The sequence below is a fragment of the Candidatus Amarobacter glycogenicus genome, assembly GCF_016704105.1.
Taxonomy (GTDB): domain Bacteria; phylum Chloroflexota; class Dehalococcoidia; order Tepidiformales; family Tepidiformaceae; genus Amarobacter; species Amarobacter glycogenicus.
Map to the genome: position 1 here is coordinate 426,346 of NZ_JADJAT010000002.1, position 17,148 is coordinate 443,493.

General features: G+C 65.2%; 19 protein-coding genes, 1 tRNA gene and 1 pseudogene. 12 read left to right on the plus strand and 9 right to left on the minus strand.

Annotated elements, in window-relative coordinates; all coding sequences use genetic code 11:
- Nucleotides 1-610: 610 nt before the first annotated feature.
- From IPG14_RS06845 to IPG14_RS06875, 7 genes and pseudogenes are all read left to right on the plus strand, one after another.
- Nucleotides 611-682 (plus strand): annotated as a pseudogene (locus IPG14_RS06845) (sigma-70 factor domain-containing protein); the annotation flags it as partial.
- Between the two features lie 162 nt (nucleotides 683-844).
- A complete protein-coding gene (gene rpoD, locus IPG14_RS06850) occupies nucleotides 845-1,972 on the plus strand; it encodes an RNA polymerase sigma factor RpoD (RefSeq protein WP_343385217.1) in 1,128 nt (375 codons plus the stop codon).
- Nucleotides 1,973-2,053: 81 nt separating this feature from the next.
- Nucleotides 2,054-2,677 (plus strand): class I SAM-dependent methyltransferase, encoded by a 624-nt coding sequence (locus IPG14_RS06855; protein ID WP_343391290.1) that lies wholly within the window; start codon nucleotides 2,054-2,056, stop codon nucleotides 2,675-2,677.
- 85 nt (nucleotides 2,678-2,762) lie between these two features.
- Nucleotides 2,763-3,305, plus strand: a complete 543-nt coding sequence (locus IPG14_RS06860; protein WP_343391291.1) for an NUDIX hydrolase — start codon at nucleotides 2,763-2,765, stop codon at nucleotides 3,303-3,305.
- A gap of 182 nt (nucleotides 3,306-3,487) precedes the next feature.
- On the plus strand, nucleotides 3,488-4,228 hold the full coding sequence (locus IPG14_RS06865; RefSeq protein WP_343384103.1) for a succinate dehydrogenase cytochrome b subunit: 741 nt from the start codon (nucleotides 3,488-3,490) through the stop codon (nucleotides 4,226-4,228).
- Nucleotides 4,229-4,238: 10 nt separating this feature from the next.
- Nucleotides 4,239-6,155: a fumarate reductase/succinate dehydrogenase flavoprotein subunit gene (locus IPG14_RS06870; protein ID WP_343384102.1), complete on the plus strand. Its 1,917-nt coding sequence runs from the start codon at nucleotides 4,239-4,241 to the stop codon at nucleotides 6,153-6,155.
- Nucleotides 6,152-6,937: a succinate dehydrogenase/fumarate reductase iron-sulfur subunit gene (locus IPG14_RS06875; RefSeq protein ID WP_343388586.1), complete on the plus strand. Its 786-nt coding sequence runs from the start codon at nucleotides 6,152-6,154 to the stop codon at nucleotides 6,935-6,937. The genes IPG14_RS06870 and IPG14_RS06875 overlap by 4 nt, the downstream gene beginning before the upstream one ends.
- Before the next feature lie 79 nt (nucleotides 6,938-7,016).
- On the opposite strand, the gene IPG14_RS06880 is transcribed toward IPG14_RS06875, so the two are convergent.
- Both IPG14_RS06880 and IPG14_RS06885 read right to left on the minus strand, forming a co-directional pair.
- The gene (locus IPG14_RS06880; protein ID WP_343391292.1) at nucleotides 7,017-7,820 is read right to left on the minus strand and encodes an alpha/beta hydrolase; all 804 of its coding nucleotides are present in this window, start codon (nucleotides 7,818-7,820) and stop codon (nucleotides 7,017-7,019) included.
- Between the two features lie 73 nt (nucleotides 7,821-7,893).
- Nucleotides 7,894-8,646 carry a 3-hydroxyacyl-CoA dehydrogenase family protein gene (locus IPG14_RS06885; RefSeq protein ID WP_343391293.1) on the minus strand — a complete coding sequence of 251 codons (753 nt, stop codon included), beginning with the start codon at nucleotides 8,644-8,646 and terminating at the stop codon, nucleotides 7,894-7,896.
- Between the two features lie 111 nt (nucleotides 8,647-8,757).
- Between IPG14_RS06885 and IPG14_RS06890 the strand changes: the two genes are divergently transcribed.
- Entirely contained in the window at nucleotides 8,758-9,597 is an 840-nt protein-coding gene (locus IPG14_RS06890) for a hypothetical protein (protein ID WP_343391294.1), read from the plus strand.
- 26 nt (nucleotides 9,598-9,623) lie between these two features.
- Here IPG14_RS06890 and miaB read toward each other — a convergent pair whose 3' ends face one another.
- The 5 genes from miaB to IPG14_RS06915 form a co-directional block, all read right to left on the minus strand.
- A complete protein-coding gene (gene miaB, locus IPG14_RS06895) occupies nucleotides 9,624-10,916 on the minus strand; it encodes a tRNA (N6-isopentenyl adenosine(37)-C2)-methylthiotransferase MiaB (protein ID WP_343391295.1) in 1,293 nt (430 codons plus the stop codon).
- 30 nt (nucleotides 10,917-10,946) lie between these two features.
- Nucleotides 10,947-11,036 (minus strand) — tRNA-Ser (locus tag IPG14_RS06900).
- A 39-nt stretch (nucleotides 11,037-11,075) separates the two neighbouring features.
- A complete protein-coding gene (locus IPG14_RS06905) occupies nucleotides 11,076-11,672 on the minus strand; it encodes a hypothetical protein (protein WP_343391296.1) in 597 nt (198 codons plus the stop codon).
- 54 nt (nucleotides 11,673-11,726) lie between these two features.
- Nucleotides 11,727-12,380 (minus strand): hypothetical protein, encoded by a 654-nt coding sequence (locus IPG14_RS06910; RefSeq protein WP_343391297.1) that lies wholly within the window; start codon nucleotides 12,378-12,380, stop codon nucleotides 11,727-11,729.
- Nucleotides 12,377-12,730, minus strand: a complete 354-nt coding sequence (locus IPG14_RS06915; protein ID WP_343391298.1) for a PadR family transcriptional regulator — start codon at nucleotides 12,728-12,730, stop codon at nucleotides 12,377-12,379. Before IPG14_RS06915 ends, IPG14_RS06910 begins: the two co-directional genes overlap by 4 nt.
- Before the next feature lie 125 nt (nucleotides 12,731-12,855).
- On the opposite strand from IPG14_RS06915, the gene IPG14_RS06920 reads away from it, so the two are divergent.
- From IPG14_RS06920 to IPG14_RS06935, 4 genes are read left to right on the plus strand one after another with little or no spacing between them, the layout of a single operon-like run.
- Entirely contained in the window at nucleotides 12,856-13,482 is a 627-nt protein-coding gene (locus tag IPG14_RS06920) for an NUDIX domain-containing protein (protein WP_343384092.1), read from the plus strand.
- Nucleotides 13,482-14,279, plus strand: coding sequence for a molybdate ABC transporter substrate-binding protein (gene modA, locus IPG14_RS06925; RefSeq protein WP_343391299.1), 798 nt, complete (start codon nucleotides 13,482-13,484; stop codon nucleotides 14,277-14,279). The genes IPG14_RS06920 and modA overlap by 1 nt, the downstream gene beginning before the upstream one ends.
- 35 nt (nucleotides 14,280-14,314) lie before the next feature.
- Nucleotides 14,315-15,124, plus strand: a complete 810-nt coding sequence (locus IPG14_RS06930; RefSeq protein WP_343391300.1) for an ABC transporter permease — start codon at nucleotides 14,315-14,317, stop codon at nucleotides 15,122-15,124.
- Nucleotides 15,121-16,188 (plus strand): ABC transporter ATP-binding protein, encoded by a 1,068-nt coding sequence (locus IPG14_RS06935; RefSeq protein WP_343391301.1) that lies wholly within the window; start codon nucleotides 15,121-15,123, stop codon nucleotides 16,186-16,188. Before IPG14_RS06930 ends, IPG14_RS06935 begins: the two co-directional genes overlap by 4 nt.
- Here IPG14_RS06935 and IPG14_RS06940 read toward each other — a convergent pair.
- Both IPG14_RS06940 and IPG14_RS06945 read right to left on the minus strand, forming a co-directional pair.
- On the minus strand, nucleotides 16,172-16,825 hold the full coding sequence (locus IPG14_RS06940) for a methyltransferase domain-containing protein (RefSeq protein WP_343384088.1): 654 nt from the start codon (nucleotides 16,823-16,825) through the stop codon (nucleotides 16,172-16,174). The two genes, IPG14_RS06935 and IPG14_RS06940, sit on opposite strands and share 17 nt — an antisense overlap.
- Complete coding sequence (locus tag IPG14_RS06945) at nucleotides 16,822-17,145, minus strand: antibiotic biosynthesis monooxygenase (RefSeq protein WP_343384087.1); 324 nt, start codon at nucleotides 17,143-17,145, stop codon at nucleotides 16,822-16,824. Before IPG14_RS06945 ends, IPG14_RS06940 begins: the two co-directional genes overlap by 4 nt.
- Nucleotides 17,146-17,148: the final 3 nt, after the last annotated feature.

Sequence of the window (17,148 nt, forward strand, 5' to 3'; positions counted from 1 at the left end):
GAAGTGAGAGCCCCGCGGCGACGGCTTCGCGGATGGACTGGTCGCGCAGAGCACGGGCGCGGCGCACCTCATCGGCGGAGGCGGCCATCACGGTACTGGTGTGGCGGAGACGTTCAAGGTGGTGTTGGAGGAGGGCGTCTTTGGCGCGGTCGTGGCGGGAGGTGGCCATGGGGTATGGTGGGTGGGAAGGGGTGGTACTGTCAATTGTGGGTGACAGTGACGGGGGTCGTGACGCGGCCCGCGAACAGCGCGGGATCGAGTTGTCGAAAAGCCCTTGAAATGCGTTTGTTCACTTGCTAAGCTTCAAAAGGCGCAGTATGCCCTGCGCGTCCAGCGGTTCGTTCCCTGTTCAACCTGAGGTAGTGTTTTACTTATGACAGAAGATGTCCTGACCGGCGCATCCCCTTCAAACGATGGCGCCGTGATCGACGGCGTACTCAGCCGTCTCTCCTCGTTCACCGACGACGAGTCTTCGGAAGACGAGCTGAATGAGGCGACCACGGACGACGAGGAGGAGACTCCCGCCGACAGCGACGAAGAAGAGGAAGAAGAGGATGCCAGCCTCGCGCTCCTGAGCGAGGAATCCGAGGGTATCGACGACCCGGTGCGCATGTACCTGCGCGAAATCGGGAAGGTCTACCTGCTGACCGCGGACGACGAGAAGCACCTCGCCCGGCAGATGGAAGAAGGCCTGCACATCGAGGCCATCGAGCAGGAGTACGTGACGAACTACGGGCATCCGCCATCGGCTGCACGCGTGGCCGTCCGGCTGCTCGAGCAGTGGGGCGCGTTGCTTTCGGTCTACAAGGAAGCGAAGCGCTTCGTCGACGACTTCGACAAGCTGGTGCGCCCGCGTGAAGAGGGCGAACTTACGGTGACGCGGAAGTGGCGCAATCCGGACGGCCAGAAGCTGAAGAACCTCTCGTTCAGCGAGACGATCGCGGACCCGCAGTTCCGGGGGCTGATCGACGGCGAGATGGACCCGGACTTCACGATCCACGTGGTGAACAAGCTGAAGATCGAAGACGACGACGCCCACATGCGGATCGTCCAACTCTCGATCATCACGCACGTCCTGACGCCGGACCTGGTGGCCCAGATGGGAACGGAAGCGGGGACGGAGGACGACCTCGTACCCCCCGTGGACGGCCTCATCGAGAAGATCTCGCCGTTGGAAGAGAAGCTGCGCTATCACTTCGACACGGTGAAGCGGAACGGCAGCAAGGCGACGAGGCGGCTGACGGAGGCGAACCTTAGGCTGGTGGTCTCGGTCGCGAAGAAGTACATCGGCCGCGGGATGTCGCTGCTGGACCTGATCCAGGAAGGGAACATCGGCCTGATCCGCGCAGTCGAGAAGTTCGACTACCGCAAGGGCTTCAAGTTCTCAACGTACGCGACGTGGTGGATCCGGCAGGCGATCACGCGCGCCATTGCTGACCAGGCGCGGACGATCCGCATCCCGGTCCACATGGTCGAGACGATCAACAAGCTCGTGCGCGTCAGCCGGCGGTTGGTGCAGGAGTACGGCCGCGAACCGACGAGCGAGGAGATCGCCCGCGGGATGACGGAATCCGGCAAGCCGGACGCCGCCGCCAGCTACACACCTGAGCGCATCCGGGAGATCCAGAAGGTCTCGCAGGAGCCGGTTTCGCTGGAGACGCCGATCGGCGAAGAGGAAGACAGCCATCTCGGCGACTTCCTGGAGGACCCGACGGCGCTGGCGCCTGCAGAAGCGGCGAGCCAGCAACTCCTCCGCGAGCAGGTCGAAGACGTGCTCGCGAGCCTGACCAGCCGGGAACGACGGGTCCTACAGTTGCGCTTCGGGCTGGAGGACGGCCGCAGCCGGACGCTCGAGGAAGTGGGCCGGGAGTTTGGCGTGACGCGTGAGCGCATCCGCCAGATCGAGGCGAAGGCGCTGCGCAAGCTGCGTCATCCGAGCCGGAGCAAGAAGCTCAAAGACTACCTCGATTAGTTCACCACACAGGCACTGAGGTCACGGAGGGTTTCTTTCTCGCGAGTTCACGGAGAGTTCGTGAAGGAAGAGAATCCCACCATGACGGCCCAGGACGCACAACGAGAAAGCCAGCCGCTGCCGAAAGCCAGCGACTGGCTTTCTCCATTTGTTTCCGTTCTGCGGGCGCAGGGAGATCGGCTGCTTGAGGCTGGCTGCGGTCCAGGGCTGGACGCGGCAACGCTGCACACCCATGGGTTCCAGGTCGTCGGCTTTGACCGGGCGCCCCTGGAGCGCGCACGGGTGAACGCGCCGCGAGCGATGCTACTGCGGGCGGACCTACGGCAACGCTTTCCGTTCCGGGACGGGGCGTTCGACTGCGCGGTCTCGTCGCTGGCGCTGCACTACTTGCCGTGGGCCGAGACGCGGGCCGCGCTCGGGGAGATCCGGCGGGTCCTGGGCGAAGGGTCGGCGTTCCTGTTTCGCGTAAACGCGACCGACGACTTCGCACACGGAGCGGGCCAGGGCGAGGAGCTGGAGCCCAACTTCTACCGGGTCGCAGACTCGTACCAGGCGCACTTCTCGGAGACGAAGCGGTTCTTCGACGAGGCGATGGTGCACAGGGCCGTGGCCGGGCTGTTCGAGGTGGAGCAATTGGAGCACCGGACGATCCACCGGTACGCCGACCCGAAGCGCGTGTGGGAGTGCCTGGGGAGGGCGATCTAGAGGCGGGCCGACGGAGGGAGGCGAGACCGGCCTTGGCGCTCCTCGTCGATCGACACTGCTGCCACTCCAACTCCACAATCCCACCATGCCTGACCCTCGAGTGATTTCTTCCGAAACGGCCTATGCGGGCCGCCTCTTCAACGTGAGCCTCGACACCATCGAGATGGACGGAGGGGTGATCGCGTATCGCGAGACCATCCGTCACCCGGGGGCGGTGGCAATGGTGCCGGTCACAGCGGAGGGCAACCTGTTGCTGGTGACGCAGTACCGGCACGCGGCAGGCAGGCGGCTCCTGGAGCTGCCTGCAGGGACGCTGGAGGCTGGCGAAGCACCGCTGGCGGCCGTTTCGCGCGAGTTACAGGAGGAAGTGGGGCATCGGCCGGGCAAGATCGAACCGCTGGGCGGGTTTTTCGTGGCACCGGGATACACCACCGAGTTCATCCACCTGTTCGTCTGTACCGAACTCGAGCCATCGACTCTGGATGCCGACGACGACGAAGACATCGAGGTGGAGACGCTGACTCCCGGCGAGGCAATCGCGGCCCTCGAATCGGGCGAGATCTGCGATGCGAAATCGGTCATCGGGATCCTGAGATGGGTGCGGCAGGTTGAATCACGGAATCGATAGGTGAGACAACGTTCTATAGCACGAATGAATGACGCTGCATTGCTGGCCCCATGACGCAGGGCTAGGATTCGCGGTGGGACAGCGGTAAAGCCGCTCTTTCGGCTTGTTCCGTGCTTCGCCTGGCTCCGCAAACGCCGGGTCGCCCCTAACCGTCTGACAGGGACACGTTCGGGAGGGTGGGCATGCTCACTGGTTCACGCGTCGCGCAGCCGTTGCGGCAGCGCAGGATACGGCCGCGTTTCTGGCTGCTGGATTTCTACGGCTCGGCGATAGGCAAGAAGGCCGTAATGGCAGTGACGGGGCTCTTGCTGCTCGGGTTCGTGCTCACGCACATGCTGGGCAACCTGCACATGTACCAGGACGCCGAGCACATGAACCACTACGGCGAGTACCTGCGCACCATCGGTGAGCCGATACTGCCGCACACGGGCTTCCTCTGGATCATGCGCGGCGGGCTGATCCTGGCGTTCGCGCTGCACATCCATTCGGCGGCCACGCTGACACTGTTGAACCGTCAATCGCGGGCGGTGGGATACAAGGGCGGGCGCACCTACGTGGCGGCGAACTACGCAGCCCGGACGATGCGCTGGAGCGGCATCATCGTCGGCGCGTACCTGCTCTTCCACCTGATGGACCTTACCTGGGGCGTGGGAGTGGCCACCTCGAGCTACACACGCGGGACGCCCTACGAGAACCTGGTCGCGAGCTTCCAGCGAGAACCCGTTGCGGCGGTGTACATCGTTGCGAACCTGTTGCTCGGAATTCACATCTACCACGGCGCGTGGAGCCTGTTCCAGTCACTGGGCTGGGCAAACCCGCGCTTCAACGATTGGCGGCGGATGTTCGCAATCGGCTTCGCGGCACTGGTGGTGGTCGGCAACGTGTCGTTCCCGATCGCTGTCATGACCGGGATCGTGGAGTAAGGGGGCCGCAATGACACTCAATTCAAACATCCCAGAAGGTCCGCTCGAAGAGAAGTGGACGAGCCACAAGTTCAACACCAAGCTGGTGGCGCCGCAAAACCGGCGTAAGTTCGAGGTCATCATCGTCGGGACGGGGCTGGCCGGTGGAGCGGCGGCGGCCACACTCGGCGAGATGGGCTACAACGTAAAAGTCTTCTGCTTCCAGGACAGCCCGCGGCGCGCGCACTCGATTGCGGCGCAAGGCGGCATCAACGCGGCGAAGAACTACAAGAACGACGGAGACAGCGTCCACCGGCTGTTCTACGACACGATCAAGGGCGGCGACTACCGCGCCCGCGAGGCGAACGTCCACCGGCTCGCGGAGATCAGCGTGCAGATCATCGACCAGTGCGTTTCGCAGGGCGTGCCGTTCGCGCGCGAGTACGGCGGGTTGCTCGACAACCGTTCGTTCGGCGGCGCACAGGTTTCGCGGACGTTCTACGCGCGCGGCCAGACCGGGCAGCAGCTATTGCTGGGCGCCTACCAGGCGCTCGAGCGCCAGGTGGATGCGGGTTCAGTGAAGATGTACGCCCGCCACGAGATGTTGGACCTGGTGACGGAAAACGGCCGGGCGGTGGGCATCATCACGCGAGACCTGGTGAGCGGTGCGATCGAACGGCACTCAGCCCATGCGGTCGTACTGGCGACGGGCGGCTACGGGAACGTGTTCTACCTCTCGACGAACGCGAAGGGATCGAACGTGACGGCGGCGTGGCGGGCGCACAAGAAGGGCGCCTATTTCGCGAACCCTTGCTACACGCAGATCCACCCGACCTGCATCCCGGTGAGCGGGGACTACCAGTCGAAGCTGACGCTGATGAGCGAGTCACTCCGCAACGACGGACGCATCTGGGTGCCAAAGGACAAGAACGACAAACGCAGCCCGAACCAGATCCCCGAGGCGGAACGGGACTACTACCTGGAGCGCATCTACCCGTCGTTCGCGAACCTGGTGCCACGGGACGTCGCTTCGCGCGCGGCGAAGCGGATGGTGGACGACGGGTACGGCGTGGGACCGCTGAAGAACGGCGTCTACCTGGACTTCAAGACGGCGATCGAGCGGCTGGGCCGGAACGTCATCGAACAACGTTATGGCAACTTGTTCGATATGTACGACAACATCTCAGGAGAGGACCCGTACACCCAGCCGATGCGCATCTACCCGGCCGTGCACTACACGATGGGTGGGCTCTGGGTGGACTACAACCTGATGTCCAACGTGCCGGGCCTGTTCGTGCTCGGCGAGGCGAACTTTAGCGACCACGGGGCGAACCGGCTGGGCGCGAGCGCACTGATGCAGGGCCTCGCGGACGGCTATTTCGTCCTGCCAACGACGATTGCGGGGGAGCTGGCGAACCACCTCAACCAGCCGGCTGCTTCGACCCAGTCGGCGGCGTTCGAAGAAGCAGAGGCCGGGGTGCGAGAGCAGGTCAACCGTCTCCTCACCAACAACGGCAAGCGTTCGGTGGATTCGTTCCACAAGGAACTGGGGCACCTGTGCTGGAACTATTGCGGCATGGCACGGAACAAGTCGGGGCTGGAGACCGCGATCAAGGACATCGACGCGTTGCGCCAGGAGTTCTGGTCGGATGTCCGGGTGCTCGGTGACGGCGACTCGATGAACCAATCGCTGGAGAAAGCCGGGCGGGTCGCGGACTTCATCGAGTTGGGTCAACTGATGTGCCAGGACGCGCTGCATCGCGAGGAATCGTGCGGAGGGCACTTCCGGGAAGAACACCAGACGCCGGACGGCGAGGCGCAGCGTGACGACGACAACTATGCGTACGTCGCCGCGTGGGAGTACACGGGCGCCGGGACGGCGGCCAATTTGCACAAAGAAGACCTGGTCTTCGAGAACGTTCACCTCGCCCAGCGGAGCTACAAATGAGCCTCAACCTCCTCCTCAAGGTCTGGCGCCAGCGCGGCCCGAAAGACGACGGGCACTTCGAGACCTATAGCCCGAACGACATCAACGAGGACATGTCCTTCCTCGAAATGCTGGACGTCGTCAACGAAGAGCTGATCGCGCAGGGCAAGGAGCCGATCGCATTCGACCACGACTGCCGCGAAGGCATCTGCGGTTCGTGCGGGGTAGTCATCAACGGCGTGCCGCACGGACTCAAGACGCTGACGACGACCTGCCAGCTGCACATGCGGAACTTCAAGACCGGCGACACGATCACAGTGGAGCCATGGCGTTCGACGTCGTTCCCGGTGATTAAGGACCTGGTGGTGGACCGGTCGGCATTCGACGCCATCATCCAGGCCGGCGGCTATATTTCGGCGCCGACCGGTGCGGCAGGCGACGGAAACGAGACCCTGATCCCGAAGTCAGTGGCGGACCTTGCCTTCGAGGCGGCCGCGTGCATCGGTTGTGGGGCATGCGTAGCGGCCTGTCCGAACGGGGCAGCGCAGCTCTTCACGGCTGCGAAGCTGGCCCACCTGAACCTGTTGCCCCAGGGGCAGCCAGAGCGCTGGAGCCGGACGGTCGCGATGGTCGACACGATGGAGGAGTACTTCGGGAGCTGCACGAACTACGCCGAGTGCGAGGCCGCCTGCCCGAAGGGAATCAGCATCGATTTCATCGCGAAGATGAACCGCGACTACCTGAAGGCGAAGTTCAAGGACCGGCGCAGCACGACGAAGATCGACACGAGCGAGGCGGGGTAGGGCTGGGCTCTCAACCACATGCTTGGGAGTCGGTGGAAGTCCTTTGTGAGCCCCCAACCTGGTGGTTCGAGGAACGAAGTTAGCCTGCCCGCACCGCCGCCATCACCTTCGCGAGGAAGGCGTCGACGATGGCGTTGTAGGGTTCGGCCGCTTCGTAGTAGACGTTGTGGGGCGCCCCGGCGATGGCGTGGTAGTTGGAACCGGGGACCAACTCATGCAACATCTCGCAACGGGGAACGGCCGGGTCCAGGGCCCCGACGATGATGCACATCGGCGACGTGATCGCGGTGACGCGTCCGGCCATGCCTTCGCGTTCGGCGAGGGTCTTCGGGGCGGGACGGCGAGGGTAACGCATCGCCTCCAGACGCGTCGCGGTTGAGCGGATCCGGAGATAGCGCTCGAACATCCGCGGCTGGCTCTGTTTGAAGCCATCGGTGAGGGAGTCGCCGATGGGGAGAAAGAGCACGTCGGGGCTTAGCGGCTGCTGAAGCGGCGGCGTGGCGCCGGGCTGACCGGCACGGGCGACGCCGGCGCCGGAGGGGATGAGGGCGAGCGCATCTGAGGGATGGCGGGCCGCCCAGCGCGTAAGGGTGTTCCCGCCCATGGAGTTGCCGGCGAGTATCGGCCGGGAGATGCCCAGGGCGGCCAGGAACCCTTCGAGTTCGTCGGCGCGGTCGGGCTCGTCGGCGTCGCGCGGGGAGTTCGAGGAGTGACCGTGGTTCACGCTGTCGTAGGCAATGCAGCGGAAACGGTCGCGGAAGTGGGCGAACTGCTGCCACCACGCCTCGCCGCAGGAGGTGTTGCCATGGAGGAAGACGAGGGGTTGGCCGGCGCCCTCCTCCTGGTAGTAGATGTCCGTCCCATTGACTTCGATCCAGGGCATGAGGTTGCCTCCCGCGTGACTTGCAGGCCGAATGCTACACCGCGGGAGGCAGCTGCTCTGCCTCGGCGGGCTGCTACCACTCCTTGCCGATGCCGCCGCGGGCGCCGAAGAAGCCTGAGGGCCAGTTTCGGCCGGTGATCATGGCCTTATCGATGTCTTCCTTCGTGGCGATGCCTTGCTCGGCGATGGCGCGGGCCTCGCGAGCGGCAGCGCCGAAGATCCGGTTCAGGAGGAAACCGTAGGTCCCGGGCGTGTCCTTCACGAGTGAGACGGCCTTGCCGCCAGCTTCGCCGAGCTTGACGCCGGCATCGATGGTGTCCTGGGCGGATTGAGGCGTGTAGATGATTTCGCACATGCGCATGGTGGTGACGGGGTTCGAGAAGTGCATGCCGATGAAGAGCTTCTTGCGGGCCTCGGAGACGTCACGGGCTACTTCCTCGATGACGAATCCCGAGGTGTTGGAAGCGAAGATGGCTTCTGGCTTCACGACTTTGTCGAGGGCGGCGAGCACCTGCTGCTTGAGTTCGAGCTTCTCGGGAATGGCCTCGATGATGTAGTCGCAGTCCGCAAGGACGCCGTGGGCGGTGCCGAAGGAGACGCGGCCCATGGCGGCGACGGCATCGTCGAACGGGATCTTGCCGCGTTCGACGCCGCGCTTGATGCCCCATTTGCCATCGAAGACCGCATGCTTCGTTGCGGTGATGGCGTCGTCGTTGATGTCGCAGACGGCGACCTGGTAACCGGCGACGGCGTAGGTCTGGGCGATGCCGCCGCCCATGATGCCGCCGCCGAGGACGCCGACCTTCTTGATGTCTTCGAATTTCACGGTATTCCTCCGAAAGTTGTGAGCGGATAGTAGCGGTTCCGAAGCCGTAAGATCCCTTCGCGATGCCGGTCTAACCGGCGGGGACTTCCCCGGGGAGTGCGTATGTCGACGATGGGACGGGTCATCGGCCATGGGATGGGCGTGCTGTTCGTTGCGCTCGGCGCGGGATTCCTGGTGCTGGGGCTCAGTGATGCGTTCACAGCCTGGCTGGATGAGACTTCGGCTTGCCAGTACGGCGACTGCTCGGGAGCGACAGCGGGGGCGCAGACGACGTTCGTGACGATGGGCGTGGCTTTCATCGGGGCGGGCCTGATTTCGTCCGCTGCCACCGAGTTCGCGATCCGCAAGACGCGGTCGCTGGTGTCGAGCATCGGCAGCGGCGCTGGGCCCGGCGACGCGGCGAACAGCATTGCGGGCTTCCTGAAACCGTTCGGCATCGAAGTCGACCCGGCGAACAGCCCGAACGTCACCGTGCAGCACCGCGTCATTGACCTGCGCGGCCAACGGCAGGGGCGCGACGTGCCCAATGACCCGGCGGGACTCAGCGCCTACCTGAAGTCGATGGGGATCTCCATCGACGAAGAGGTCCTGCGGAACGCAACACTCATGAAGGGCGGCGATGTGGTGGAGCGGACGAATCCATCGATGACAGCCGCCGGAGTCGCATCGACGGCCTCGCCGCCGGCGCCAGCGCCGGAACCCGGGCCGGACCTCGTCCTTGAGCGGGCATCCATCGTGCGGAAGCGGGACCGCGGAGCGACGGCCGCGAATCAGCGGCTGCTGGAGCTCGAGGTGGAAGTCCAGCCTGTTGGGGGCGTGCCGTACCGCGTGACGATTCCGACGCTTGTGCGGTCCTCGCTGGTCAGCCTGTTGATCGAGGGTTCGTCGCTGAATGTGCGCGTCGACCCGAACGACCGGAACTCGGTGACGATCGATTGGGCAGAGAATTAGGCGAGCGGAAGCGCGGGGGCGGGAGCCTAAGCCAGTACGAGTGCATCGGCGGGCATGCCGCGAAGGGAGAACGGTCCGGCGTGCTCGATATGGACGTCGACCATGCTGCCGATCCGGGCGGGGGCGTCGAGGTGGACGAGCTTGCCGGTGCGAGTGCGGCCATTTGGCTGGTCGTTGCGGATGGCTTCAACGAGGATCGGCTGGACGGTGCCGAGATAGGTCGAATTGATCTCCTGGGAGATTCGTTCTTCGATCTCCTCGACGCGATGGAGGCGCGCGGCCTTCACTTCGGCGGGGACGTCGTCTTCCATCTTGCGCCAGGCGATGGTGCCGGGACGTGGGGAGTACGCCGCGACGTGGACCTTGTCGAAGCGCAGTTCTTCGAGGAGGGAGCAGGTTTCGTCGAAGTCGGCGCCGGTTTCGCCTGGGTAACCGACGATCACGTCGGTCGTGATGCCGGCATGGGGCATGAGGGATCGGACCTCAGCGATCTTCTCGATGTACTCCTCGCGGGTGTAGCCGCGGCGCATGGAATCGAGGACGCGGTTGCTGCCGGCCTGGACGGGGAGCGAGAAGCATTCCATGACTTTCGGCAGCTCGGCGATGGCCTCGAGGATGCGATGCGTCATGTCCCTCGGGTAGGAGGTGAGGAAACGGATGCGCTGAAGCCGATCGAGCGCAGAAAGGTCGCGCATGAGGTCACCGAGATCGGGCTGTTCGGCCAGGTCATGACCGTAGGCTTCGACCGTTTGGCCGAGGAGGGTGACTTCGCGCACTCCGTGAGCCGTCAGGTAGGCGACTTCGCGGACGATCTCGTCCATCGGGCGGCTCTTCTCGCGGCCGCGGCGGTAGGGAACGATGCAGTAGGTGCAGAACTTGTTGCAGCCGTGGACGATAGGGACGTAGGCGGTGGGGCCTTCGGGGATCGCGTAGGTGGTGGGCCAAAATTCGCCGCCGAGGTCCTCGATGGGGCCTTCGATGAGCTCGATGATCGGCTCGAACTGCTGAGGCCGTGCGAAGACATCGACCTGGGGGAATCGTTTTTCAAGGTCGCCGGTCTTAAGACCGACCATGCAGCCCATGACGGCGACTTTCAGGGCGGGGTTGGACTTCTTCAGGTCGCGGACGCGGCCGAGCTTGGAGTAGGCGCGGTCTTCGGCGTGCTGGCGGACGCTGCAGGTATTGATGACGACGATGTCGGCCCGTTCGATGCGTTCGGTGGGCTTGAGGCCCATGCGATCAAAACCGGCGGCGAGCTTCTCGCTGTCTGCCTTGTTCATCTGGCAGCCGACGGTCCAAAGGTAGTAACGGCCTGGCATGGGTGGGTGATGACCTTGAGAACTGGGAGGTGGCGGAGGGGGAGGGATTTGAACCCTCGACCGAGTTACCCCGGAACCCGCTTAGCAGGCGGGCGCACTAGACCACTATGCGACCCCTCCGCACAGACTTCCCAGTGTACCCGGAGGCGGCGTTTTGGGTCATCCCGCCGGAGCGGGGCGCTCGCGGCGCGGGAGCGGATCGAGCGCCAGCCGGTTCGTGAAGAAGAGGGCATAGGCGAGCGGAAGGTAGAGCAGACCTGAGGCAAGGCGGACGCCGGCGTTTCCCGGCACGTCCGCAGTGAGGATGATTAGTTCGGTTAGCCCGAAGAACGCACCGGCACCGGCGAGAGCGAGCCGCCTGGCCCATGTTCGCCAGGCGGGATGCCCGGAGACGAGGGCCGCCAGCAGACTCGGCACGAAGAGCAGCATGAACGGACCAAGGAAGGCGAATGGCGCGAAGGCGGCGGCACGGACGGCAAGGCTGCTGCGCGGACCGCCGGCGCCCCAGCGCCACCAGGCGGCGAGACCGGCGAGGGCGCCCATGCCGGCGAAGAAGGCCACGATGAAGAGTGAGCCGCCAACGGTGAAGACGTGCTCTTCTGAGATGGTCCGCATCCACGCGCGGGCGGCAACACCGAGGACGAGGCCGACGACGGCTCCGCTAAGGAGGTAGCGCCGCCTGGCGCCGGTTGCGCTTGCCTGGCGGGCGGGAAGGGCGACGAGCCGCCCGACAAGTCTCCGGATCGTGTGATGCATCGAGATGCCTCCACGTGGAAAGGTCCACGGGAAGCATTATAGGAAGATAGCTTCCTATTGTGAATCACTCATCCGTAGGGCTTCCTTCGGGAGCCTCCAGGCCGCCCATGCCCGGCGGCCTTCGAAGGTGAGGACGGCGAGTGCGGCGAGCGGAGCGATGACCGTGGCCAGGAGGATCAGCGACAGTGGTGCTGCTCCGGCGGCGAGAGCGAGAAAGCCCGAGACCGGCCGGTTCGGGATGCGCGTTTTGCCCCATCGGATGGCTAACCCTGCACCTATGCCCCAACCGCCGACGACGACCATGCCGGCACCCTTCTCCGGCTGGAACGGGAAGAGCAGCGTAAGCAACAGCCCGCCGGCGATGAACGCCCAGGCGAGCACGGTGGTCATGCCGGGAAGGCCACGGCGGGCGACCCACTCGGTGATTCGTTCGGCGCGGTGGAGGAGGGTAGCGATGATGGCTGCGGCCCGCTCGCCGGTTCGAGCTTGTTCGGCGCGCCACGCCGCATCGGCAGGGATGCCCAGGAAGCAGCGCAGTGCCATCTCCAGAGCTGCGCGCCCGGACCAGTGGAGGCTCGTCCCGTGCTCCCAGAGATCAGACTCGATCTCCGCGCGCCGGTCGGTCTTTGCGCCGGTATCGAGCCCGAGGGTGTAGGCGCGGGTCCAGGTCCGTGCGAACCCGGCCGACCAGCGAGCGACTGCGTTCACAGTGCTTGGAACCCTTCAACCAAGGCGGCGGAGGCAGAGGCTGCGGCGCGCTCTGCCTGGCGGAGCGCACTTCCGCCCGCCGCGGTCAGGCGGTAGAGCCGGCGCCTCGGGCGTTCTTCGTCGGCTGCCACCTGGGCATCCTCCCAACGGGAGGTGAGCAAGCCTGCTTTCACGAGTCGGTCGAGGGCTTTGTAGAGGGTGCCGTGGGAGGTGAGGAGCCGTGACGCATCACCAGCCTGCATTTGCCTGGCGATGGCGTAGCCGTAGAACTCGGCATCAGCACCGCTTTCCAGGGCGGCGCCGAGGATGGCGAGTTCCACGGGCAGCAGAGCGCCGGGTTTTCGTCTCACGGGATGTGTTATAGGAAGATATGTTCGTTTCGTCAACGGTGAAGAGAGGACTCGGGAGAGGGGCAACGTGTCCGCGGCTGGGGGCGCCTCCTGAGCCTTTCGCGGGGAGGCCCTACACTTCGAGGGTGGCAACGGCCGTTGTGGTGGTCATCTTCACGGTGCGGCAGGGCAGCCTTTCGGTGCTGCTGATTGAGCGCGCGGCGGAGCCATCGCGGGGGCAGTGGGCACTCCCGGGCGGCTTCCTGCACGAAGGGGAATCACTGGACGCTGCGGCAAAGCGAAAACTTGAGGACGAGACTGGCGTCTCGGACGTGTTCCTGGAGCAGCTCTACACGTTCGACCAGCTGGGCGAAGGACGAGCGGACATCGTCGTGACGTACTTCGCGCTGGTGGACCTGGCGCGGGCACGGATGCGAGCAGATTCCGAATGGCGCCCGGCCTGGCAACCGGTGCACCCGTTGCCTCAGCTGGCGTTCGAGAACGAACGAGTTGTCGCGTACGCGGAAGAGCGACTCCGCAACAAGCTGGAGTACACGAACGTCGTGTACAGCCTGCTGCCCCGGCGGTTCACCCTGACGCAGATGCAGCATGTGTATGAGGCGATCCTGGGCGAGTCCCTGGACAAACGGAATTTCCGGCGGCGAGTGGAAGGGCTCGGGATCATCCGGGAGACGGGGCAGACATCGAAAGAGGGTGCGCACCGGCCGGCCATGCTCTACGAGTTCGTCAGCCGCGAACCGATGGCTTTCTGATGGGGCGGGCCACCGTGTTCTTTGCCCTACTTGTGGGCGCGGCGCTTTCGGCTTGCTGCGGCAACGGCTCCGACGGCGCCCCCGGGACAATCGACGGAGAGATCACGGTATTCGCCGCGTCGTCCCTGTCAGAGGCGTTCAAGGAAGTTGGCGCGGCCTTCGAGAAAGCGAACCCCGGGACCGAAGTGACGTTCAGCTTCGCGGCATCCTCGGCGCTGGCGGTCCAGATTAACGAAGGCGCCCCCGCGGACGTGTTCGCATCGGCCGACACGGCCCAGATGAAGAACGTGATTGACCAGGGCAACGCGGAAGGATCGGCCGTTTTCGCGACGAACACGCCGGTCGTGGTGGTCCCGAAGGACGGGAAGGCGGTCGCGACCTTCGCAGACCTTGCTAAGCCGGGAGTAAAGCTGGTGCTTGCGGGCGAGGACGTGCCGATCGGGCGATACGCTCGAGAAGTCCTGGCGAAGGCCTCGGGGACGGGCGGAATCAGCCCGGACTTCTCGGACAGGGTGCTGGCGAACCTTAAGAGCGAAGAGGCGAACGTACGGGCGGTCCTGGCCAAGATCCAGCTGGGGGAGGCCGATGCGGGAGTCGTATACCGGACGGACATCGTCGCGGCTGGCGGCGACGTTCGGGTCATCGAGATCCCGGCGCCGTACAACGTGTTGGCGGAATACTCGATCGCGGTTGTATTGGGGAGCCCGAACGGTGTAACCGCCGCAGCATTCACGGCGTTCGTCCGCTCAGCGGATGGCCAGGCGATCCTGGAGAAGTACGGCTTCGCTGCGCCGTAGGGCGAGCGGGCGCGCTGCCGTAGACTGCGAACGCGATGCGGACCGACCGGACAGCTCTCGTGACACTCCTGGTGCTCTCCGCAGCGTTTGGTGCGTTCTTCGTGCTGCCCTTCGCCGGGCTGGCAAACCGGGCAATTGAGGATGGGAAGACCTGGGAACTCGCGCGGTCCGAGACTGCGCAGGCGGCGCTCTGGCTCTCCGTGTGGACCTCGACAGTGACACTGGTCCTGACGATCGTCTTTGGGACGCCGGTGGCGTACCTGCTCTCGCGGGCGCGCTTCCCGGGAAAAGCGATCGTCGACGCGGCAATCGACCTGCCGATCGTGTTGCCCCCCACGGTTGCGGGGGTAGCGCTTCTGACGGCATTCGGGAGGCGAGGGCTGGTGGGCGAGCCGATCGAGGCATGGACCGGGCAGACATTCGCGTTCACGACGATGGCGGTGATCATGGCGCAAGTGCTGGTTGCCGCGCCGTTCTACGTGCGCGCGGCGCGGAGCGGGTTCGATTCGGTTGACCGGCGAGCAGAGGCGGTGGCCTACACACTCGGCGCCTCGAAGACGCGGACGTTCTTCCGCATCGTCCTGCCCCAGGTGCGGCCGGCGATCATGGCGGGCACGGTCTTGTGCTGGGCGAGGGCGATGGGGGAACTCGGCGCAACGCTGATTTTCGCGGGGAACCTGGAGGGAACGACGCAGACGATGCCGCTCGCGATCATCTCGGCGTTTGAAGGGAGCTCACTCGGGCTGGCCGGGGCGATTGCACTTTCGGTGATGCTGCTCGCCGTCGCGCTCGGCGTACTGGTGGTGTTCCGGCTGGTCTCGAACCGGGAGACCTGGCAGGCGTGAGCATCGAGTTTGACGCGGCCATCCGGCTCGGCGGCTTCACCTACGATGCAAGGTTCGAGGCACGGAACGAGATCGTGGTGCTGTTCGGCCATTCGGGCGCCGGCAAGAGCGTGACGCTGCAGGCAATCGCCGGGCTAGTCCGCCCCGAAAGGGGGCGAATCACGGTCGATGGCCGGCCGATGTTCGATTCGGCGGCGGGCATCCACGTGGCGCCGCAGGCGCGTAACGTCGGTTATGTCGTTCAGGAACTTGCCCTTTTCCCGCACATGACGGTGGCCGAAAACGTGGCCTTCGGCATCCCAAGGGCGATCGATCGGAGCAGCCGAACGGCGGAGCTGCTGGACCTCCTGCGGATCGGCGACCTGGCAAACCGGAAGCCGAGCACGCTCAGCGGGGGCCAGCGGCAGCGGGTGGCGCTGGCGAGGGCGCTGGCGAGGGACGCGAACGTACTCCTCCTGGACGAGCCGTTCAGCGCCCTCGATGACGCGCTGCGGGTGACATTGCGGCGCGAACTCCTGAGGCTGAGGGCGGAGCTGGGCCTAACGATCGTGTTCGTGACGCACGACCTGCGCGAGGCCCACCTGCTGGCAGACCGGCTGGCGGTCTTCGATGACGGCCGCATCCTCCAGTTCGCAGCGCGCGAGGAGGTGTTCCGGAGACCGGTGAGCCGCCGGGTTGCGGAACTCACCGGTACATCCAACATTTTCGCTGCGACCGTCATCGAGAACCGGGACGGGACGGCTATGCTGGATGTCGCGGGCGCCCGGTTCGCAGCAAGTGCCCCGATTGCGGCGATGCCCGGCTCCGGCATAGACGTGGCGATCCGAGGAGAGCGGGTGAATCTTCGCCGGCCGGGCGAGGTCGCGAATGCATTCCGGGCGATGCTCACGGAGGAGTTCGCGTTCGGGTCCAGCCATACGCTGCACTTCAAGCCGGTAGATACGGGGCCCGAGGTAGAAGTGGAGATTGCCTCGCGGCCGTACGAAGTGCTGGGGGTTGCAGCGGGCCAGGAATGGCTCATCGAGTTGCCGGCCTCGGACCTTCACGTCATGCGCCGGGAATGACGGGAAGGCGGCGGGCGACGACGACGAACATGGGGTCGCTCCCCGGCCCCGGAGAGATATCGAACGCCTGCGGCGGAGTGAAGGTACCGGCGAGGCGGAAGTAGAGGCCGATTAACTCCGCCTGGGCACGGCTATCAAGCGACAACCACGCCGCGACAGCCTTGGTGGGAAAACAACGGTTGGAATAAGCGACCGCGAACGGAGCTCCGGGTTTGAGGACGCGGCCGACTTCGGCGAATACCAGCGGTGGCGCGGTCAGGTACTGGACTGAGACGGTAACGATGGCGGCGTCGAAGGTGGAATCGGCCCAGGGAAGCACGGGGTCGCGGTTGAGGTCCTGGACGATCCGCTCGGTGAGGACGGGATTCTGTGCGAGCTCCTCGGCGTTCATGCCGAGGCCCGCCACACCGGCAGGATGGAGCGAGGCCGGGAGGTGGGAGACCCAGCTCGTCATCAGGTCCAGGACGAGGGCGCGCGGGGGGATGAGTTCGCCGTAGAAGCGCGAAACCGCCTCGATCGCAGCATCATCGATGTGCGTGACCAGGCGCGGTTCGCGGTAGAAGAGCGCGTCGTCGGATTCGTCCTGGCGGCGGAAGTGCTCGGGGCGAAGCGGCGAGGATTCCGCGGCCTGACTCAACGCGAAAGCACCGGCACCTCGGCAGGCTCGGTTATGACGGCGTCGTAGAAGCGGGCGCGGGGATGCCCGGCGAGCACGCCTTCGCTCGAGCGGGCGGAATGGGCCTTCTTGAAGGCCTCAGACTGGGTCCACTTGAGGAAATCCTCCCGGGAGCGCCAGATCGTGTGGGAGACGTAATCACCCGCTTCGTCTCCCTTGAGCAGGGCGAAATGGACGAAGCCTTCGAAGCCCTGGAGATAGCTTTCGCGGGTGCGCCATTGCTCTTCGAAATCGGCGCCGCGGCCTTCGTTCACGGAAAACTGGTTCATGGCGACAAACATGTC